At 73.1% G+C, this 17,701-nt stretch carries 13 protein-coding genes, 2 tRNA genes and 1 pseudogene; 7 read left to right on the top strand and 9 right to left on the bottom strand.

All coding sequences use genetic code 11. The features are described 5' to 3' along the window. Positions 1-9: 9 nt before the first annotated feature. Positions 10-915: a signal peptidase I gene (gene lepB / locus ACH4J0_RS20305; RefSeq protein WP_396241928.1), complete on the top strand. Its 906-nt coding sequence runs from the start codon at positions 10-12 to the stop codon at positions 913-915. Here lepB and ACH4J0_RS20300 read toward each other — a convergent pair. From ACH4J0_RS20300 to ACH4J0_RS20290, 3 genes are all read right to left on the bottom strand, one after another. Beyond that, a complete protein-coding gene (locus ACH4J0_RS20300) occupies positions 878-2,008 on the bottom strand; it encodes an EamA family transporter (RefSeq protein WP_396241927.1) in 1,131 nt (376 codons plus the stop codon). The genes lepB and ACH4J0_RS20300 overlap by 38 nt on opposite strands. Positions 2,009-2,232: 224 nt before the next feature. Next, positions 2,233-4,659, bottom strand: coding sequence for a transglycosylase domain-containing protein (locus ACH4J0_RS20295; RefSeq protein WP_396241926.1), 2,427 nt, complete (start codon positions 4,657-4,659; stop codon positions 2,233-2,235). A gap of 223 nt (positions 4,660-4,882) precedes the next feature. Then, a tRNA-Lys gene (locus ACH4J0_RS20290) sits at positions 4,883-4,956 on the bottom strand. Positions 4,957-5,120: 164 nt separating this feature from the next. Here ACH4J0_RS20290 and ACH4J0_RS20285 point away from each other — a divergent pair. Continuing rightward, positions 5,121-6,002, top strand: a complete 882-nt coding sequence (locus ACH4J0_RS20285) for an alpha/beta fold hydrolase (protein WP_396241925.1) — start codon at positions 5,121-5,123, stop codon at positions 6,000-6,002. A 29-nt stretch (positions 6,003-6,031) separates the two neighbouring features. Here ACH4J0_RS20285 and ACH4J0_RS20280 read toward each other — a convergent pair whose 3' ends face one another. The 5 genes from ACH4J0_RS20280 to ACH4J0_RS20260 form a co-directional block, all read right to left on the bottom strand. After that, a complete protein-coding gene (locus ACH4J0_RS20280) occupies positions 6,032-6,691 on the bottom strand; it encodes a GPP34 family phosphoprotein (protein ID WP_396241924.1) in 660 nt (219 codons plus the stop codon). A gap of 73 nt (positions 6,692-6,764) precedes the next feature. Continuing rightward, positions 6,765-6,838, bottom strand: a tRNA-Lys gene (locus ACH4J0_RS20275). Positions 6,839-6,911: 73 nt separating this feature from the next. Further along, entirely contained in the window at positions 6,912-8,966 is a 2,055-nt protein-coding gene (locus ACH4J0_RS20270) for a dipeptide ABC transporter ATP-binding protein (RefSeq protein WP_396241923.1), read from the bottom strand. After that, positions 8,963-9,937 carry an ABC transporter permease gene (locus ACH4J0_RS20265; RefSeq protein ID WP_396241922.1) on the bottom strand — a complete coding sequence of 325 codons (975 nt, stop codon included), beginning with the start codon at positions 9,935-9,937 and terminating at the stop codon, positions 8,963-8,965. Before ACH4J0_RS20265 ends, ACH4J0_RS20270 begins: the two co-directional genes overlap by 4 nt. Positions 9,938-9,952: 15 nt before the next feature. Continuing rightward, the gene (locus ACH4J0_RS20260; protein ID WP_396241921.1) at positions 9,953-10,933 is read right to left on the bottom strand and encodes an ABC transporter permease; all 981 of its coding nucleotides are present in this window, start codon (positions 10,931-10,933) and stop codon (positions 9,953-9,955) included. A gap of 323 nt (positions 10,934-11,256) precedes the next feature. Here ACH4J0_RS20260 and ACH4J0_RS20255 point away from each other — a divergent pair, with 323 nt between their 5' ends. Continuing rightward, entirely contained in the window at positions 11,257-12,963 is a 1,707-nt protein-coding gene (locus tag ACH4J0_RS20255; RefSeq protein ID WP_396241920.1) for an ABC transporter family substrate-binding protein, read from the top strand. Positions 12,964-13,423: 460 nt separating this feature from the next. Next, positions 13,424-13,875 (top strand): annotated as a pseudogene (locus tag ACH4J0_RS20250) (low temperature requirement protein A); the annotation flags it as partial. Here ACH4J0_RS20250 and ACH4J0_RS20245 read toward each other — a convergent pair. After that, positions 13,863-14,888 (bottom strand): LysR family transcriptional regulator, encoded by a 1,026-nt coding sequence (locus ACH4J0_RS20245; RefSeq protein ID WP_396241919.1) that lies wholly within the window; start codon positions 14,886-14,888, stop codon positions 13,863-13,865. The pseudogene ACH4J0_RS20250 and the gene ACH4J0_RS20245 overlap by 13 nt on opposite strands. Positions 14,889-15,150: 262 nt before the next feature. Here ACH4J0_RS20245 and ACH4J0_RS20240 point away from each other — a divergent pair, with 262 nt between their 5' ends. The 3 genes from ACH4J0_RS20240 (at position 15,151) to ACH4J0_RS20230 (ending at position 17,650) form a co-directional block, all read left to right on the top strand. Beyond that, positions 15,151-15,855, top strand: coding sequence for a snapalysin family zinc-dependent metalloprotease (locus ACH4J0_RS20240; RefSeq protein WP_396241918.1), 705 nt, complete (start codon positions 15,151-15,153; stop codon positions 15,853-15,855). Between the two features lie 330 nt (positions 15,856-16,185). After that, positions 16,186-16,815, top strand: a complete 630-nt coding sequence (gene snpA / locus ACH4J0_RS20235; protein ID WP_396241917.1) for a snapalysin — start codon at positions 16,186-16,188, stop codon at positions 16,813-16,815. A 175-nt stretch (positions 16,816-16,990) separates the two neighbouring features. After that, on the top strand, positions 16,991-17,650 hold the full coding sequence (locus tag ACH4J0_RS20230; RefSeq protein ID WP_396241916.1) for a pentapeptide repeat-containing protein: 660 nt from the start codon (positions 16,991-16,993) through the stop codon (positions 17,648-17,650). The last annotated feature ends 51 nt before the right edge of the window (positions 17,651-17,701 follow it).

Genomic DNA, 17,701 nt, shown 5'->3' with positions numbered 1-17,701 from the left:
GCAGCGACGATGGCGGTGAACCTGCCCGAAACGCCCGGCGGAGCTCCCAGCGAACCCGCCGTCCCCGGCGTACCAGCCGCCCGGGACGCCCAGCACGGCCGGTACGACCAGCAGGGAGCGTACGGCCCGCACGGCCGGCAGGACCCGGACAGCCCGTACGGCCAGCAGGGCCCGGGCGACCGGCATGCCCAGGGGGACGCGCCCGGGGGCCGGGCCGGGGCCCGCGGTCGGAACGGCGGATCGCGCGGCCGCAAGGCCCGTCGGGCGGGGCGCCGTCCCCGGCCGTGGTGGATCGAGCTGCCGGCGATGGCGGCGGTCGGGCTGGTGGTCGCGCTGCTGATCAAGACCTGTCTGTTCCAGGTCTTCACGATCCCGTCCGGGTCGATGGAGAACACCCTGCGGGTCGGCGACCGGGTCGGCGTGAACAAGCTCGCGCCGCTGACCGGCTGGACGCCGGAGCAGGGGCAGCCGGTGGTGTTCAAGGACCCGGGGAACTGGCTGCCGCCGCAGCCGGTCGACTCGAACCCGCTCACCAACGCCGTGAGCTCGGTGCTGAGCTTCGTCGGGCTGGTGCCGCCGAAGGACGACAACTACCTGGTCAAGCGGGTCATCGCGACCGGTGGCCAGACCGTCCAGTGCGCGGGCACCACGCTGACCGTCGACGGCAGGAAGGTCGACGAGCCGTACCTGCACCCCGGCGACGACTCCTGCGCGGGCATGGACTTCGGCCCGGTGAAGGTGCCCTCGGGCTACATCTGGGTCGAGGGTGACCACCGCAGTGACTCGGCGGACTCCCGCTGGCACCGGCAGGGGCCGGGCGGCGGCGCCGTTCCGGTGGACAACGTGGTCGGTCCGGTGTCGGCCGTGGTGTGGCCGCTCAGTCACCTCGACTGGTTCGGCTGGACCGGCCGCTGACCCCGCGGTCGGCGGCGGCCACCCGCTCCCGGGCCGCCGCAGTGGCACGTGAGGCAGTGGCACCGGAAGGAACGGAACCACCGTCCACACCCGAGGCCGCACCCGGCTCCGCCCCCGCACCCGCACCCGGCTCCGCCCCTGCAGAGGCCCCCGCCTCCACGGCGGCCGACGGCTTGCTCGTCTGCGCCGCGAAGGCGCCCGCCAGCACCAGCAGGCCGCCCACCACCTGCGGCAGCCCCAGGTGCTCGCCGAGCAGGACCCAGGCCAGCACGGTGGCGACCACGGCCTCCAGGTTGGCCACCACCCCGGCGACCGGCGGCGAGAGGTACCCGACGGAGACCACGCCGGTCAGGTAGGCGAGCACGGTCGCGACCAGCACCATCCAGGCGGCCGGGATCAGGGCGGGCAGGCTGTGCCCGTCCATCACCACCGTCCCGCCGAGCGGGCTCCAGTCGGCCTGCCAGGGCCGGGTGAGGACGGTGAGCAGGACGGCGCCGATCAGCAGCCCGTACGCGCTGACGGCCAGCGGGTCGACGGGGCGGTCGCCCCGGCGGCCGGCGTCGGCGAGCAGGAAGTAGCCGACCTGGCAGCAGGCCGCGCCGAGGGCGAACAGCACGCCCACCGCGTCGAAGCCGAGGCCGTTCCAGACCTCCACCACGCAGGCCAGCCCGGCCACCGCGACGCCCGCGCCGATGGCCGCGCCCCGGGTGATCGGCCTGCGCTGGACGAACCTGACGTAGCCGATCAGCAACGGCGGCCCGAGGTACTCGATGAGCAGGGCGACGCCGACCGGGATGCGGGAGATCGCGGCGAAGTAGCAGGCCTGGACGCCGGCCACGGCGAGCAGGCCGAAGCCGAGCAGCAGGCCGGGGCGGCGCAGGACGGCGTCCCGGTGCCGGTAGGCGATCGGCAGCAGGGCGACGGCAGCCCCGGTGACCCGGAGCCAGACCACGTGCAGGGGAGAGAGTCCGGCCTCGATCAGCGGTTTGGCCGCGGTACCGGAGCCGCCGAACGCGAAGGCGGACACCAGGGCGAGGCCGAGGCCGAGGGTTCTGCCCGAAGGGAGGGTGGGCGAGGCCGTTGATCTGTGCACTGGCGCATTGTGACAGTCATGCCGACGCTTCGGTAAGGCGCCATTTCGTTATTTGGTCCTGGTCTCGACTGTCCGAAACGGCGTACTCACCGACGCGGGCCGGACCACCGAACCGTGTCGGTGATCCGGCCCGCGTCAACGACGTCACCCGCCGCGACGACTCCATCCGGAGGGACGGCCGGTCTCCGGGACGGTCGGCCCCGGGAAGATCGGCCCCGGCACGATCAGCCCCCGGCCCCCGCCCCCGTGAGCGCACCCGCCCCGCCGGTGGGCTGGGTGGTCGGCTGACCGGTCGGGCCGGTGGTCGGCTGGGTGGTCGGCGTCGGCCGGGAGGTCGGCCGGCCGGTGGGCCGCGAGGTGGGCTGGTCGGTGGGCTGGCCGGCCGGATCGGTGGTCGTCCCGGTGCCGCTACCGCCGGAGCCCGAGCCGGAGCCCGAGCCCGAGCCCGAGCCGGAACCAGAGCCGGAACCAGAGCCGCCCGAGGAGTTAGCGCCGGGGTTGTCGCCCTGCTGGTTGCCCGCACCGGTGCTCGGCGTGGCGCTGCCGGTCGACGGGGTGCTGCTCGGCGTGCTCGGAACGGTCGGCAGGTCGGTGGGGCCCGAGGAGTCGTCGCCGTCCGCCGGGGTCGGGAAGTCGCTCACCGGCTGGCCCTTGAGCGCGGCCTTCATGTAGCTGGTCCAGATCTGTGTCGGGTACTGGCCGCCCGCCGCACCGTCGATCCCGCCGACGCCGCTCAGACTGACCTGGGCGCCGGTGCCCGGGTCCTGGCCGAACAGCGCGACCGAGGTGACCAGCTCGGGGGTGTAGCCGACGAACCAGACGGACTTCTGGTCGTCGGTGGTGCCGGTCTTGCCCGCCACCGGGCGGCCCAGCGCCTTCGCCCGCCAGCCGGTGCCGCCCGGGTCGCTCACCACGCCCTGGAGCATCGAGGTGACCTGGTTGGCGGTGTCCGCGCTGATCGCCTGGGTGGTCTTGTGCGCGGGCAGCTCCACGGACTCGCCGCCGCGGTCCACCGACTGCACCAGCCACGGGGTGATCTGCTTGCCGCCGTTGTCCAGCGTGGCGTACACCCCGGCCATGTCCATCACGCTCGGGGTGGCCGCGCCCAGCGGGATGGACGGCACCGGGTCCAGGCCCGGGGTGTTGGCGGGCAGGCCCAGCGCGATGCCGGTGTCCTTGACCTTCTGCAGCCCGGTGTCCTGGGCGAGCTGGGCGAAGGCCGAGTTGACCGACCAGTCGGTGGCCTGCTGGAGGCTGATCTGGCCGTAGCTCCTGTCGCCCTCGTTCGGCGGCGCGTACGGGGTGCCCTTGCCGCCGCGGACCTTGCGGCCGCTGGTTCCGTCGTAGACCGTGTGCGGGGTGACGGTCCGGCCGTCCTGGGTCTTGGCGTTGTTCTCGAAGGCGGCGGCCAGCGCGATCGCCTTGAAGGTCGAACCGGCCTGGTAGTCGCGCCGGGTGGCGTTGTCGACGTAGTGCTTCACGTAGTCGACGCCGCCGTACAGGGCGACGACCGCGCCGGTCTTCGGGTCCACCGAGACGGCGCCTGCCTGGGCGGCCGCGTCCTTCTTCCGCTTGTCCGGGTTCAGGGTGTCGTGCAGCTGCGCCTGGACGGAGTCCTGGAGGGCCTGCTGGCGGTTCGGGTCGATGCTCAGCCTGATCGTGTAGCCGCCCTTGGCCAGCTCGGTCTCGCTGATGACGTTGTTCGAGGTGAGGTACTGGGTGGCCGCGTCCACCAGGTAGCCGGACTGGCCGGACAGGCCCGGGTTGGGCTGCGGGTCCTTGACGTCCGGGAAGGTGGTCCTGGCCCGCTCGTCGGCGGAGAGCCAGCCCTCCTTGACCATGCCGTCCATGACGTAGTTCCAGCGGTTGACGGCGTTCTGCTTGCCCGCCGGGGTCGCGGTGGCCACGTCGAAGGCGCTCGGGGCGTTCAGCAGGGTGGCCAGGTAGGCGCCCTGGGCCGGGTTGAGCGCGGAGGCGTCGATGCCGAAGTACGCCTGGGCGGCGGCCTGGATGCCGTACGCGCCGCGACCGTAGTAGGAGGTGTTGAGGTAGCCGGAGAGGACGTCGTCCTTGCTCTCGGTGGCATCCACCTTGATCGAGATGAAGAGTTCCTTCACCTTGCGGGTGATCGACTGCTTCTGGTTCAGGTACGTGTTCTTCACGTACTGCTGGGTGATGGTGGAGCCGCCCTGGGTGCCCTCGCCCTTGGCGGTGTTGAGGGCGGCCCGGACCAGGCCCTGCACGTTGACGGCACCCTCGTTGTAGAAGTTGCGGTCCTCGGCGGCCAGCGCGGCGTGCTGGGCGGCGGGGGAGACCTTGTCCAGGCCGACGTTCTGCCGGTTGGTCTGGCCGGTGCGGGTGATCACCGAGCCGTCGGCGTAGAGCCAGGTGTTGCTCTGGGCCGTCGCGGCGGCGTGCGCGTCCGGGACCTTCACCAGCGCGACCCCCAGCGCGAACAGGCCGACGCCGAGCAGCAGTGCCGCGGCGAAGCCCAGCAGGGTCATCCGCCAGGTGGGTATCAGCCGGCGCCAGCCGGTGCGCTTGGGGCGGCGCGGCTTCCCGCCGCCGGGCACCGTGGTGGTGGAGCGCTTGAGGCGCTTGACCGGCCGCAGGCCGATCGGCGGCCGGCCGCTCTGGGCGTTTCGGAACAAGGCGCGGCCTTTCCTGCGGGCGGACCGGGCCAGCCTGCACAGACGGGGACATCGGCGGTTAGGGACCTTTGTCCCGATTCCGGTTCACAGACCTGGACGAGCCGGGTGGGCCCAATGGCTCCACCGGAACGGCAATCGAGACCGACATCACACATAAAACGGACATCGAGGGCCAAAAAATCGGGGAGCCCCTCGCTGCTGCGAGAGGCTCCCCAACTGTCTGTGCGCCGCCAGGGACTCGAACCCCGGACCCGCTGATTAAGAGTCAGCTGCTCTAACCAACTGAGCTAGCGGCGCCTGCTGACCTGGAAAACAATACACGGTTCCGGGGGGTGCCTCGAACCCCGCCCGCCCCGTCCGGTGCTCCGGAGGCCCGTTTCCTCCTGGTTTGGGAGGAGTTCTGCCGCCGGTTAGGGTGGAAACGTGCCCCCGGGCGAGCCGGCCTTCGACCGGAGGCCGGTGTGACCGCACCCACCGGCCCCCCGACCCGCGCGCGCTTCCTGCGCATCGAGGGCGTCCCGCTGCACGTCCGCACCGAGGGCAGCGGCCCGGTCTGCCTGCTCACCGGCGGCCTGGGCAGCAGCTGGTTCGACTGGGACCTGGTCGTCCCCTTCCTCGCCCCCTACCGCACCGTCGTCCGCTTCGACCGGCCCGGCTACGGGCTGAGCGCCGCCGAGCCCGCCGCCGGGCGCCCCGCCCCGACGGCGGCCGGGGAGGCCGGGCGGATCCGCGCGGTGCTGGACGGGCTCGGGATGGACGGGCCCTGCACCCTCGTCGGACACTCGCTCGCGGGCTTCCACGTGGAGGCCTTCGCACGGCTGCACCCCGAGCGGGCCGCCGGGCTGGTCCTGGTCGACGGCAGCGTCGAACCGGAGGCCCGCCCGTACCCGGCACCCGCCGCACGGGACCTGGCGGCCCGGGCCCTGGCGGGCGCCGCGACCGCCCTCGCCGTGCCGTATCTGCTCGGCCCGACCGCGCGCCGGGTGACCGCCCGGCTGTCCACCGTCCGCCGCGAGGACCTCGCCCCCGCGCCGCTGGTCCGGCACTGCTACCGCACCGGCCGGGCCCTGCGGGCGCTGCTCCGGGAGAACGGGCGCTACCTGGACATGGCAGCCGAGCTGGACGAACTGCGGCGCACCCGGCCGCTGCCCGAGGGCCTGCCGGTCACCGTGCTGGCCGCCGACGACGGCTGTCGGACCGGACGCACCGAATCCTGGCTGGCCCGGCAGCGCGAGCTCGCGACGCTGCTCGGGGCCGACTACCGGACCACGGCCCCGGCCGGGCACCTGGTGATGTTCGACCGCCCGGACGCGGTGGCCTCCGCCGTCCTCGACACGAGCTGAGGCCCGGAGCGGCTGCGGGGCCCAGGCCCTCAACTGCTCATCGCCCTCCGGCGCCGGGCTGCGGCCCGGTTCACGGCCTGGGGGACGGGCAGGCCCTGGGCGAGCTGTCGCACCGCGCGCCGGGTCGGCTCGCCCGCCGTTCCCGGGTACAGCCAGCGCTCCAGGTGGGTCGCCCCGATCAGCCCGGCGAGCTGGTGGTCCCGCTGCTCGGACGGGGTGGCCGGGCCGGAGCCGGCGGTCCCGGCCAGCGTCGCCGCCACCCGTTCGGCGATCAGCGCCCCGGCGTCCGGCCGGACGGCGGTCCAGCGGCGGCGGGGCAACCCCAGGAAGACGGGGGTGCGGACGGTGAGCACCCCCTGGTCGGTCAGCCGGTCCAGGTACCGCCGGGGGCCGCTGCGGTAACGGAGGGTGCCCAGCGCGTGGTCGAGGGTGGTCCGGCGGTGGCTCGTGCCCGCCCGCTCCAGTGCGGTCAGCGCCCTGGTGGTGAGTTCGTCGTGGTCGCCCGACGGCACGAAGGCGGTGATCCGGCGGTCCTCGACGGTGATGGTGCCCGTCAGCTGCATCTCGGCGAGGACGGCGCCCGCGATCGCGGTCGGGAAGGCGGTCGGGGACCGCAGGCGCCCCGACGCCGGGTCGGCGCAGAGCAGCAACAGTTCCTCGGCCAGGGGGCGGGTGTCGGAGGAGGTCATGGTGCGAAGGTCTACCCGCCCCGGAAACGCCTTAGGCCGCCCACCGGAGTGGACGGCCTGAGGACTCGCCATGTGCGCCGCCAGGGACTCGAACCCCGGACCCGCTGATTAAGAGTCAGCTGCTCTAACCAACTGAGCTAGCGGCGCCTGCTGACGTGGAAGACAGTACACGCCGCCGACCCGATCCGCCGAATCGTATTCGGCCGATCACTGAGAGCGATCACTGCGGGTGGTGGCAGGCCGCCTGCTGGTCCACGCCGTCGAAGCCGACCGGTGTCGGCCGCTCCCGTTCGCACCGTTCCCGGGCCGTCGCGTCCCGGAGCCCGGCGTAGAGCGGGCAGCGGGTGCGGAAGGCACAGCCGGTGCGGCGTTCGGTGGGGGAGGGCGGGTCACCGGCCAGCAGGATGCGGTCGCGGGCGCGCTCGGCGGCCGGGTCGGGCAGCGGGACGGCGGAGAGCAGGGCCCGGGTGTAGGGGTGGCGGGGGCGGTCGAAGACGGCGGAGACCTCGCCCTGCTCGACCGTCCGTCCGAGGTACATCACGCTGACCCGGTCGGCGAGGTGCCGGATCACCGAGAGGTCGTGGGACACGAACAGGTAGGACAGCCCGAGTTCGGCCTTGAGCTGTTGCAGCAGGTTGAGCACGCCGGCCTGGATCGAGACGTCCAGGGCGGAGACCGGTTCGTCCAGGACCAGCAGGTCCGGCCGGACGGCGAGTGCCCGGGCGATGGACACGCGCTGGCGCTGCCCGCCGGAGAACTGGTGCGGGTAGCGGACGGCGTGCTCCGGGTCGAGGCCGACCTGGCGCAGCAGTTCGGGCACCCGGCGGGCGATCTGCTCGCGCGGGGCGCACTGGGCGCGCAGCGGTTCGGCGACGATGTCGCCGACCGGCATCCGGGGGTCGAGGCTGGCCATCGGGTCCTGGAACACGATCTGGAGCCGGGCGCGGAGCCGCTGGGCCTCGGCCCGGGTGAGCCGGGCGGTGTCGTGCCCGAGCAGTTCGATCCGGCCGGTCTCGGGGGCGCCCAGCTTCAGCAGTTCGAACAGTGTGGTGGACTTGCCCGAGCCGGACTCCCCGACCAGGCCGAGGGTCTCACCCTCCCGCAGGTCCAGGTCGACGCCGTCCACCGCGTAGACCTCGCCGACCTTGCGCTTGAACACCGTGCCCTTGAGCAGCGGAAACGTTTTTCCGAGCCCGCTCACCGACAGTACCGGCGCCCGCTCGGAGCGGTCCCCGGCGGCGGGACCGGACGGCAGCTCCGGCACGGGGTACACCTCGCTCGGCGCGGGCCGCCGTTCGGCCAGCTCCGCCGACCGCACGCACGCGGCCCGGTGCCCGTCGTCCCCGGTCAACGGGGGCTCCGCCGCCGAGCAGCGCTCCTCCGCCAGCGGGCAGCGTGCGGCGAACGGGCAGCCGGGCGGCAGTTCGGCCATCGGCGCCGGGATGCCGGGGATCGGTACGAGCGGGCCGCCCCGCCCGTCCAGCCGGGGCAGCGCGCCGATGAGGCCGAGCGTGTACGGGTGGCGGGGGGCCGCGAACAGCTCGTCCACCGCGGCGGTCTCGACCACCCGGCCCGCGTACATCACGGCGACCCGGTCGGCCGCCCCGGCGATCACCCCGAGGTCGTGGCTGACCAGCACGAGGGCAGCGCCGGTCTCCTCCCGGGCGGTGCGCAGCACGTCGAGCACCTGGGCCTGGATGGTGACGTCCAGGGCGGTGGTGGGCTCGTCGGCGAGCAGGATGTCGGGCTCGTTGGCGATGGCCATGGCGATCATCGCGCGCTGGCGCATGCCGCCGGAGAACTCGTGCGGGAAGCTGTCGAGGGCCCGGTCGGGGGCCGGAATGCCGACCAGGTCGAGGAGTTCGGCGGCGCGGCGGCGGGCGGTGGCCCGGTCGACCGGCTGGTGGACCCGGACCGCCTCGGCGATCTGGTCGCCGATCCGGTAGACCGGCGTGAAGGCGGACAGCGGGTCCTGGAAGACCATGGCGACCCGGCGGCCGCGGATCGCGGCGAGCTCCTTGCCGGGCAGGCCGACCAGTTCCCGGCCGTCGAGCCGCACCGAGCCGCCGACCCGGGCGGTGCCCGGCAGCAGCCCGAGCACGGACAGCGCGGTGACGGACTTCCCGGAGCCGGACTCCCCGACGATGCCGAGGGTCTCGCCGCGGTGCAGGGTGAGGTCCACCCCCCGGACGGCGGGCACCGGGCCGTGGGGACCGGCGAAGTCCACCCGAAGGTCCCGGACGGCGAGCAGCGGGGTCTCGACGGCGGTGGTCACTTCTGCTTCCTCCACGAGCGGGGGGACCGGCGGGAACGGCGGGGAGCGCCCCCGGCGGTGGGGTCGAGGGCGTCGCGCAGTCCGTCCCCGACCAGGTTGACGGCGAGCACGAACAGCACCAGCAGCCCGGCCGCGAAGTAGAACATCCAGGGGAACACCGGGGCTTCGCTGGTCCCGGCGGCGAGCAGGGTGCCGAGCGAGACGTCCGGCGGCCGGACGCCGAAGCCGAAGTACGAGAGCGCGGTCTCGCTCATCACCGCGCCGCCGACCGCGATGGTGGCGTCGACGATGAGGAAGGAGGCGACGTTCGGCAGGATGTGCCGGCTGATGATCCGCAGGGGCCGGACGCCCATGAACCGGGCGGCGCGGACGAATTCGCGCTCGCGCAGGGAGACGGTCATCGAGCGGACCACCCGGGCGGTGATCATCCAGTTGAAGAGGGCGAGCAGCAGCACGAAGGCGATCCAGCCGCTGCCGCGCAGCCGCGGCGAGAGCACGGTGACGATCAGGAAGCTGGGGAAGACCAGCATCAGGTCGACCAGGAACATCAGCGCCCGGTCGGCCCAGCCGCCGAAGTAGCCGGCGCAGGCGCCGACCAGGGAGGCCAGCACGGTGGAGAACAGGGCCACCAGCAGGCCGATGATCAGCGACTTCTGCAGCCCGCGGACGGTCTGGGCGAACACGTCCTGGCCGACTCCGTTGGTGCCGAACCAGTGCTCGGCGGAGGGGGGTTGGTGCAGCGCGGTGAAGTCGGGCGTGGCGTAGTCCCAGGGCGTCAGGTACGGGCCGCCGAAGGCGAGCGCGAACAGCAGCAGGATCAGGGCGGCCCCGGCGACGGCGCCGCGGGCGGCGAGCAGCCGGGCCAGGACGAGCCGGCCCCGCCCGGAGGCCCGCGGCCGGCCGGGGGCGCCGGCGGAGTCGGACGGGGAGGAGCCGGTGGGGGAACCGGACTCGGCGGCGACGACGGTCATCTCAGCTCACTCCGGTCAGGACCGCACGCGCGGGTCGAGGGCGGCGTGCAGGGTGTCGGCCAGGAAGCCGGAGGCGAGCACGACGACGGCGGTGAACAGGTTGATCGCCACCACCGAGTTGACGTCCTGCTCGTTGATCGACTGGATCAGCCACTCGCCCATGCCGTGCCAGCCGAAGATCGTCTCGGTGAAGATCGCGCCGGTGAAGATGCCCAGGAAGCTGTAGGCGAACATGGTCGACATCGGGATCACGGCGGTGCGCAGCCCGTGCTTGAGCAAGGCCCGGCGGCGGGTGAGGCCCTTGGCCTCGGCGGTGCGCAGGTAGTCGGAGCCGAGCACGTCGAGCATGGTGCCGCGCTGGTAGCGGCTGTAGGTGGCGAGGCCGCCGAGGGCGAGCGAGACGGTCGGCAGCAGCAGGTGCAGCGCCCAGTCGGAGAGGTGGGCGCCGAAGCCGCCGGCCAGTCCGGGGGTCTCGTAGCCGGTGAACGGGACGACCTCGTGGCCGGCCGCGTCCTTGGCGGCGATGGCGCCGTTCTTGAGGAACAGCGCGACCAGGAAGACCGGCGTGGAGAGCAGCACGAAGGACAGCACGGTGAGCACCCGGTCGGAGATCCGGTACTGGCGAACGGCGCTCCACGCCCCGGCGGCGACGCCGAGGAGGGTACCGAGCAGGCTGCCGATCAGCAGCAGCCGCAGCGAGACCCAGACCCGGCGGCCGAAGTCGTCGCTGACCGGGGTGTCGTGGATGGTCCGGCCGAGGTCGCCGTGGAGCAGCCCGCCGGCCCAGTGGCCGAAGCGCTCGACGACCGGGGTGCGGTCGTTCAGGTTGAGCGCGGTGAGCTGGCGCTCGACCGATTCGGCGGACGGCCGGGGGACCTTGGCGTCGAAGTAGGTGCGCGGCTGGAGGGCGCTCGCGGAGATCGCGTACGCCAGGAACACGGCGGCGATCAGCAGCGCCGCGTAGTAGCTCAGGCGCTTCGCGAGGTAGCGGAGCATCAGCGCCCGCCCTGGGTCGGGGCGGCGGCGACGCGTCTGGAGGGCATCGGCGGGTGGCCTTCGGTCGGGCCCGGTCGGGGCGTCAGGCGGCATTAGAAGTCGAGTAGTTGGCGAACGCGCAGGTCAGAGTGAAGCACCGTGGTGTTGCGGCGGGATTGCCCCACGTGACTTTTGGATCAGGTGTGCGTTCCTCCCCCTGGTGGCGGATCTGATCCGCTGTTACGTTCCTCTGGCTCGGTGCCGGATTGAGTGCCCATGCTCAAGCCAAGTCATGCCTGCTGCGCCCCAACTCCCGCTTCGCAGACCTCTCCAGGGGGACCCTCATGGACGCTTCCACCACGGCCCGCCGCCTCGGCCGGGCGGCCGCGCTCGCCGTCGCCGTCGCGCTGGCGGTCACCGCGTGCACCTCCGGCGGGGGCGGCTCGGGCGGCGACGTGGCCAAGAGCGAGCCGCCGAGACAGGACTCCCAGGACATCAACGCCAAGCCCCTGGACCAGATCAAGGACGGCGGCGAGGTGCGCTTCGCGCTGGACCAGTGGATCACCCAGTGGAACCCGCTCCAGGTGGACGGCGGCACGTACACCGACACGGTGAACCTGATCCGGGCCCTGGAGCCCACGCTGTTCGGCACCGACGCCTCCGGCACCTTCCAACCGAACCCGGACTACCTGGTGGAGGCCAAGGTCACCTCGACCTCGCCGCAGGTGGTCACGTACAAGCTGAACCCCAAGGCCAAGTGGTCGGACGGCAAGCCGCTCAGCTACCTGGACTTCAAGGCCGACTGGCAGACCAGCAACGGCAAGGACCCGGCGTACAACATCAACGACCCGTCCGGCTACGAGCTGATCTCCGCGGTCGAACAGGGCGCCGACCCGACCGAGGTGAAGGTCACCTTCGCCCAGCCGTACGCGGACTGGCAGAACCTGTTCCGCCCGCTGATCCCGGCGGCCGGCATCGCCACCCCGGACGACTTCAACAAGGGCTGGGTGGAGAAGATCCCGATCACCGCGGGCCCGTTCAGGATCGGGACGGCGGACAAGACCGCGCAGACCATCAGCCTGGTCCCGGACCCGGCCTGGTGGGGGACCAGGGCCAAGCTCGACAAGATCACCTTCCGGGTGATGGACAAGTCGGCGAGCATCCAGGCGTACCTCAACAACGAGATCGACCTCGCCTCGGCCGGCACCGCCGCCGCGTACGGGCAGCTCAAGAGCGCCAAGGACACCGTGATCCGGGCCGCCAGCCCGTGGGACGAGGTGCACATCTCCTTCGGCGGGAACGGCGCGCTGGCCGACCAGAAGGTCCGTCAGGCGCTCGGCAAGGCGCTCGACCGCTCGGCACTGATCAAGATCGCCAACAACGGGGTGCCGGTGGAGTTCAAGCCGCTCGGCAACCACATCATCATGCCCAACCAGACCGGCTACCAGGACAACTCCGGCGACTGGGCCACGTTCGACCTCGCGACCGCCAAGAAGCTGCTGGACGACGCTGGCTGGAAGGATGCCGGCAGCGGTCAGCCGCGGACCAGGGACGGGAAGCCGCTGGAGCTGCACTGGGTGCTCAGCGACGGAACGCCGCAGGCCCAGCTCGACCTCGCCACCGCGGCGGCGGCGATGTGGCAGGCGGCCGGGGTCAAGGTCGACCTGGACAAGGTGGCCGCCAACGACTTCTTCGCCAAGTACGTCACCCCCGGCAAGTTCGACCTCGCGAGCTGGCGCAACACGGACTCGTTCCCGAACTCCAAGAGCCTCGCCAACTTCCGCCTCCCGGTGGGCGACAACTCCTTCCAGAACCCGTCCCGCCTGGGCAGCCAGGAGATCGACGACCTGCTGAAGAAGGCGGCCGGAACGGTCGACCCGGTGGAGGCGGCGAAGCTCTACAACCAGGCGGACGCGAAGATCTGGGAACTCGGCCACACCGTCGAGCTCTACCAGCGGCCGGTCGTGGTGGCGGTCCGCAAGGGGCTCGCCAACTACGGGGCCTTCGGCCTTGGCAGCGAGGACTACAGCAAGGTCGGCTGGGAGAAGTAGCCCGGGCCGCCGAGGCGGCGAGGACGACCGCACGGCAGGCGCTGGCGAGCAGCGCGGTGATCACGAGGCCGGTGGCGCGGACACGGGGAGGTCGGCTACGCCGCCCCCGCTGTCCTGCCACCGGCCTTGACCTTCCGCGTTGCCCGCAGGCCGCCCGTGTCATGGGGCCCTCGCAGGGGCCCGCGCTCGCTTCCAACCGGGGAAGAATCTAGCGGGGCGCCGGGGCCGGTCGCGGTGCAGCGCGCGGGGCGCGCCCGGAAACCCGCCGCGCTGTCACCCACTTCGCGCACCGGAGTGTCAACTCTCGCTGACGGAAAGGGGAAAAGGGGCATAAGGGGGCATCGCGCCCGGGCTCGAACGGAGCCGCCGCACTGGTGCACGCTCCGGTGCGTGCGCGGGGGCCGGGCCGCTGCCAGGATGCGGGGCCGCGAGCCCCTCCCCGGCCCCGTCCCCCTGCCGGCCCGTCCACGAGCACCTGCGCTCCAACCGGCTTGCCTTCGCCTGGGGGTACGGGCACTACCTGGTGTTCGGCTCGGCGGCGGCGATCGGTACCGGGCTGGAGGTGCGGTGGAGTCGGCCGTGCACAAGGCGGAGATCTCCCGGACGGCCGCCACCGCGACGGTCACCGTGCCGACCGCGGTCTACCTCGCCACCGTCTGGTACCTGCACTCCCGGCACACCAAGCGCGGCCCGCTCGCGCAGTCGGTGGCGCCGACCGCGGCGGCGCTGGTGCTGGCCTGCACCGCGCTGGGCGGCTCCGGGGTGCTGGCGGCGGGCCTGGTCTGCGCGCTGATGATCGCGGTGGGGGTGCTGATCCACGGCCGGGAGAGCCGGGTGAGCCGGGTGAGCCAGGAGGACCGGGGGGACCGGGGGGACCGGGCGGACCGGGAGGGCGGGGATCAGAACGTCTGAGCCCGCTCCAGCAGCACCGGTTCGTGCCGCGCCAGCCAGGCCAGGTAGGCCGGGTTGACCTTGGCCAGATCCAGGTAGGCGGCGCGCAGTTCGCCGTACAGCGCGTCCAGGGCGGGCTGGCTGAGCACCCGGGGGCGCCAGGTGAACAGCAGCCGGACGGCCAGCGGGTCACCGTGCACCGGGCGGACCACCGTGCCGGGCCCGGGCAGCGAGGTCGGCTGGCAGGGGCGGACGGCCTCCCCGGAGGCGACCAGCTCGGCTGCGGTGGCGTTGTCCCGCACCTGCACCACCCGGGGGTTGAGCCCGGCCTCGCTGAACACCCGGCGCATCGCGGCGTACTCGTGGTCGGCGGTCGGGTCGACCATCCAGGTGTCCTCGGCGAGGTCGGCCAGGTGGACGACGGGCCGGGCAGCGGCCGGGTGCCCGGCGGCGAGCGCGACGAACTGCGGCTCACGGGCCATCAGCACCCGGTGTTCGGCGTCCGGCGGCACCCGCAGCGGGAAGCCCTCGCTCTCGTACACGAAGGCCACGTCCAGCTGGTCGGCGGCGACCATCCGCAGCAGTGCGCTGGCGGAGATGTCCACGTGGATGGTGGTGTCGGTGTCCGGCAGCCGGTCGTGCACCCGGCGCAGCCAGGCGGCGACCGCCCGGCTGCCGACGCTGCCGATCCGCAGCCGGCGCTGGCGGCCGGGCCCGGTGGTGTCGCGGGCCTCCTGGCGGGCGGCGGCGACCAGGGCGGCCATCTCGCTGATCACCGGCCGGGCCCGTGACAGCACGGAGTGGCCGAGCGCGGTGGGCCGGCTGCCGGTCTGCTCGCGGGTGAAGAGGGTCCCGCCGATGGCCCGTTCGATGCGGTGCAGTTGGGTGGTGAGGGAGGGCTGGGTCATGCCGAGTTGGAGCGCCGCCTTGCGGAGGCTGCCGGTGTCGGCGATCGCGCACAGCACCCGCAGGTGTCTCACGTCGAGCTCCACGACGGGAGCATAGACGTCAACGCGCCACCTCGCCAAGGACATGACAGGAGATCACGGGCATGCCGACGGGACGCCCGGGCGTCCGCGCGGGCGTTCGGTGGACTCGCCGGTGACGGACCGCCGCTGCTATGCGGCCGGGCTATCGCCGGTTGACATCATCCGCGACGGGCCCGGGCGGGTCGAAGCTCAGGGGCACCACACCGCCCCGGTCCGGCCGGGACGGCCCCCACCGCGCGCCACTACCACCGGGTCCGGCCCCCCACGGTCGCGGCCGGTCGGCGCGCCGCGAATTCGGAGCCCCCACATGAAGCGATCCGTGCTGTCCGCGACCCTGGGCCTGGGCCTCGCCGCCGTCCTCGTGACCCTGCCCGCCACCGCCGTCGCCGCGCCCGTCACCGCCGCGCCCGCCGCCCCGGCGGCGCCGTCCGCACGGACCCATGCCGCGCAGACCCACGCCGCCCGGACCCACACCGTCCAGACCCGGGCCGGCTCGGCGTACGCCGGTGCGGCCGAGGAGGCCGCGGACAACCTGGCCTTCTTCCAGGCCGTGATGGCCTCGGCCAGGGCCAGGCACGCCGCCGACCCGTGGCTGCAGACCGTCACCGTCACCTACGACACCACCAACGCGCCCTCCTTCACCGGCGACATCGCCAACGCCGTGCAGATCTGGAACAGCTCGGTGCACAACGTCCAGCTCCAGGAGACCAGCGGCACCGGCGACTTCTCGTACACCGAGGGTGACGGCAGCGGTTCGTACGCCAGCACCGACGGGCACGGACACGGCTACGTCTTCATCGACCACCAGCAGGCCCAGGAGTACTACTCGCTCCGGATCGTCGCCCACGAGACCGGGCACGTGCTCGGCCTGCCCGACGACTACTCCGGGCCGTGCAGCGAACTGATGTCCGGCCACGGCCCCGGACCGTCCTGCACCAACGCGCACCCCGACGTCAACGAGAGCGCCCAGGTCGACGCGCTCTGGGCGAACGGCGTGGCGGCGGCCAACTGACCTGCCCCCAGGGCCAATCGGGTGCGGCGACCCGCCCGGCCGGAAACGGGCGGGTCGCCGCATGGGTACTTCCCCGACGGGGAGCCTAGCCGCCACCGGAACGGAATGCCAGGGGCATGGCTGAGTCAAGACGAGTAAAAGACGGCTCAAATCCGCGGGCTCCGGGGGTATTGCACCGGGCTATCGCGAGTTGACATCATCCGCACCGCCGCCGGGCTGCCCGAAGCTCTGGGGACACCCGGTCACCAGGTGCCCCCCCGAGGCCGACCCCAACGGCCGCGGCACCGGGGACCGGAGCCCCCACTCCAGGACCCCTTCAGGAGCCCCCACATGAAGCGATCCGTGCTGTCCGCAACCCTCGGCCTCGCCCTCGCGGCCGGCCTCGCCGTGCTGCCCACCACCGCGGCCGCCGCCCCGGCGGGCCCGTCCACAGCGGCCGTGCAGGGCTACACCCCCTCGACGTACGCCGGTTCGGCCCAGGAGGCCGCGGACAACCAGGCGTTCTTCCAGGCCGTGATGGCCTCCGCCAAGGCCAAGCAGGCCGCCAACCCGGGCCTGGCCACCGTCGTGGTCACCTACGACGCCAGCTCCGCCCCGTCCTTCCGCACCCAGATCGCCAACGCCGCCCAGATCTGGAACAGTTCGGTCAGCAACGTCCAGCTGCGGGCCGGCTCCGCCGCCGACTTCCGCTACTACGAGGGCAGCGACAGCCGCGGCTCGTACGCCAGCACCGACGGGCACGGGCGCGGCTACGTCTTCCTCGACTACCAGCAGAACCAGCAGTACAACTCGGTCCGGGTCACGGCCCACGAGACCGGGCACGTGCTCGGCCTGCCGGACCACTACTCCGGTCCGTGCAGCGAGCTCATGTCGGGCGGCGGCCCCGGCCCGTCCTGCACCAACCCGTACCCGAACAGCACCGAGCGCAGCCGGGTCAACTCCTTCTGGGCGCGCGGCTGACGCGCCACCGGTGAACGCCCCGGCCCGGCCGAGTCCGCAGCGGCCGGGCCGGGGCGCGCCCGCGTCGGGGCGCCGCGGTGTTGTCGGTGCCGCGTGCGAGCATGCGGGCGAGACCCTTTGCCCCGCTCCGTTCGCCCCTGCTCCCTTCGCCCCGGATCCGTGAGGTGCCGCCGCCATGCCCCGCCCCGTCCCCGAACAGCTCGCCGACCTCCCGTACGCCGAACTGCTGCGCCCCCACAGCGGCCCGCTGCGCACCGACGCCCGGTACGACACCACGCACTTCGACGACGGCGGGCACACCGACGAGTCCGGCGCCGGCGCCGTCTTCCTGGAGTGCGCCTTCACCGGGGTCGCGCTCAGCGGGGTCAAGCTGCGCCAGGCCCGGTTCAACGAGGTCTGGGTGCAGGCCGGCCGCTGGGTGGCCTGCGACCTGAGCGACACCGAGTGGCAGGACAGCGTCTTCCTCGGCGGCGTGCTGGCCGGGGTCGCCGGGTACGGCTCCGCGCTGCGCCGGGTGGTGTTCCGCGGCTGCAAGCTGGAGGCCGTCAACCTGCGGGCGGCCGTGCTGCGGGACGTGGTGTTCGAGGACTGCCTGCTGCGCGACGTGGATTTCGGCGAGGCCAAGCTGACCGGGGTGTCCTTCCCCGGCTCGACGCTGGAGGAGGTCCGGCTGCGCGGAGCCGTGCTGAGCGGGACCGACCTGCGCGGTGCCACCCGGCTCGGCCTGGCGGACGGCCACCAGGGCCTGCGCGGAGCCGTCATCAGCTCGTCCCAACTGCTGGAGCTGGCACCGCAGTTCGCCCATGCGCTGGGTATCGAGGTCAAGGACCGCTGAGCCTGCACCGTCCCTCCCCGGCGGATCCGTCGGGCGTTCAGCCGTGCGTCG

The sequence above is a fragment of the Kitasatospora sp. NPDC017646 genome (genome assembly GCF_044329365.1).
In the GTDB taxonomy this organism is placed as follows: Bacteria; Actinomycetota; Actinomycetes; order Streptomycetales; family Streptomycetaceae; genus Kitasatospora.
The sequence above is the reverse complement of the archived record's forward strand: the minus strand, read 5'-3'. Positions and strand labels throughout refer to the sequence as shown.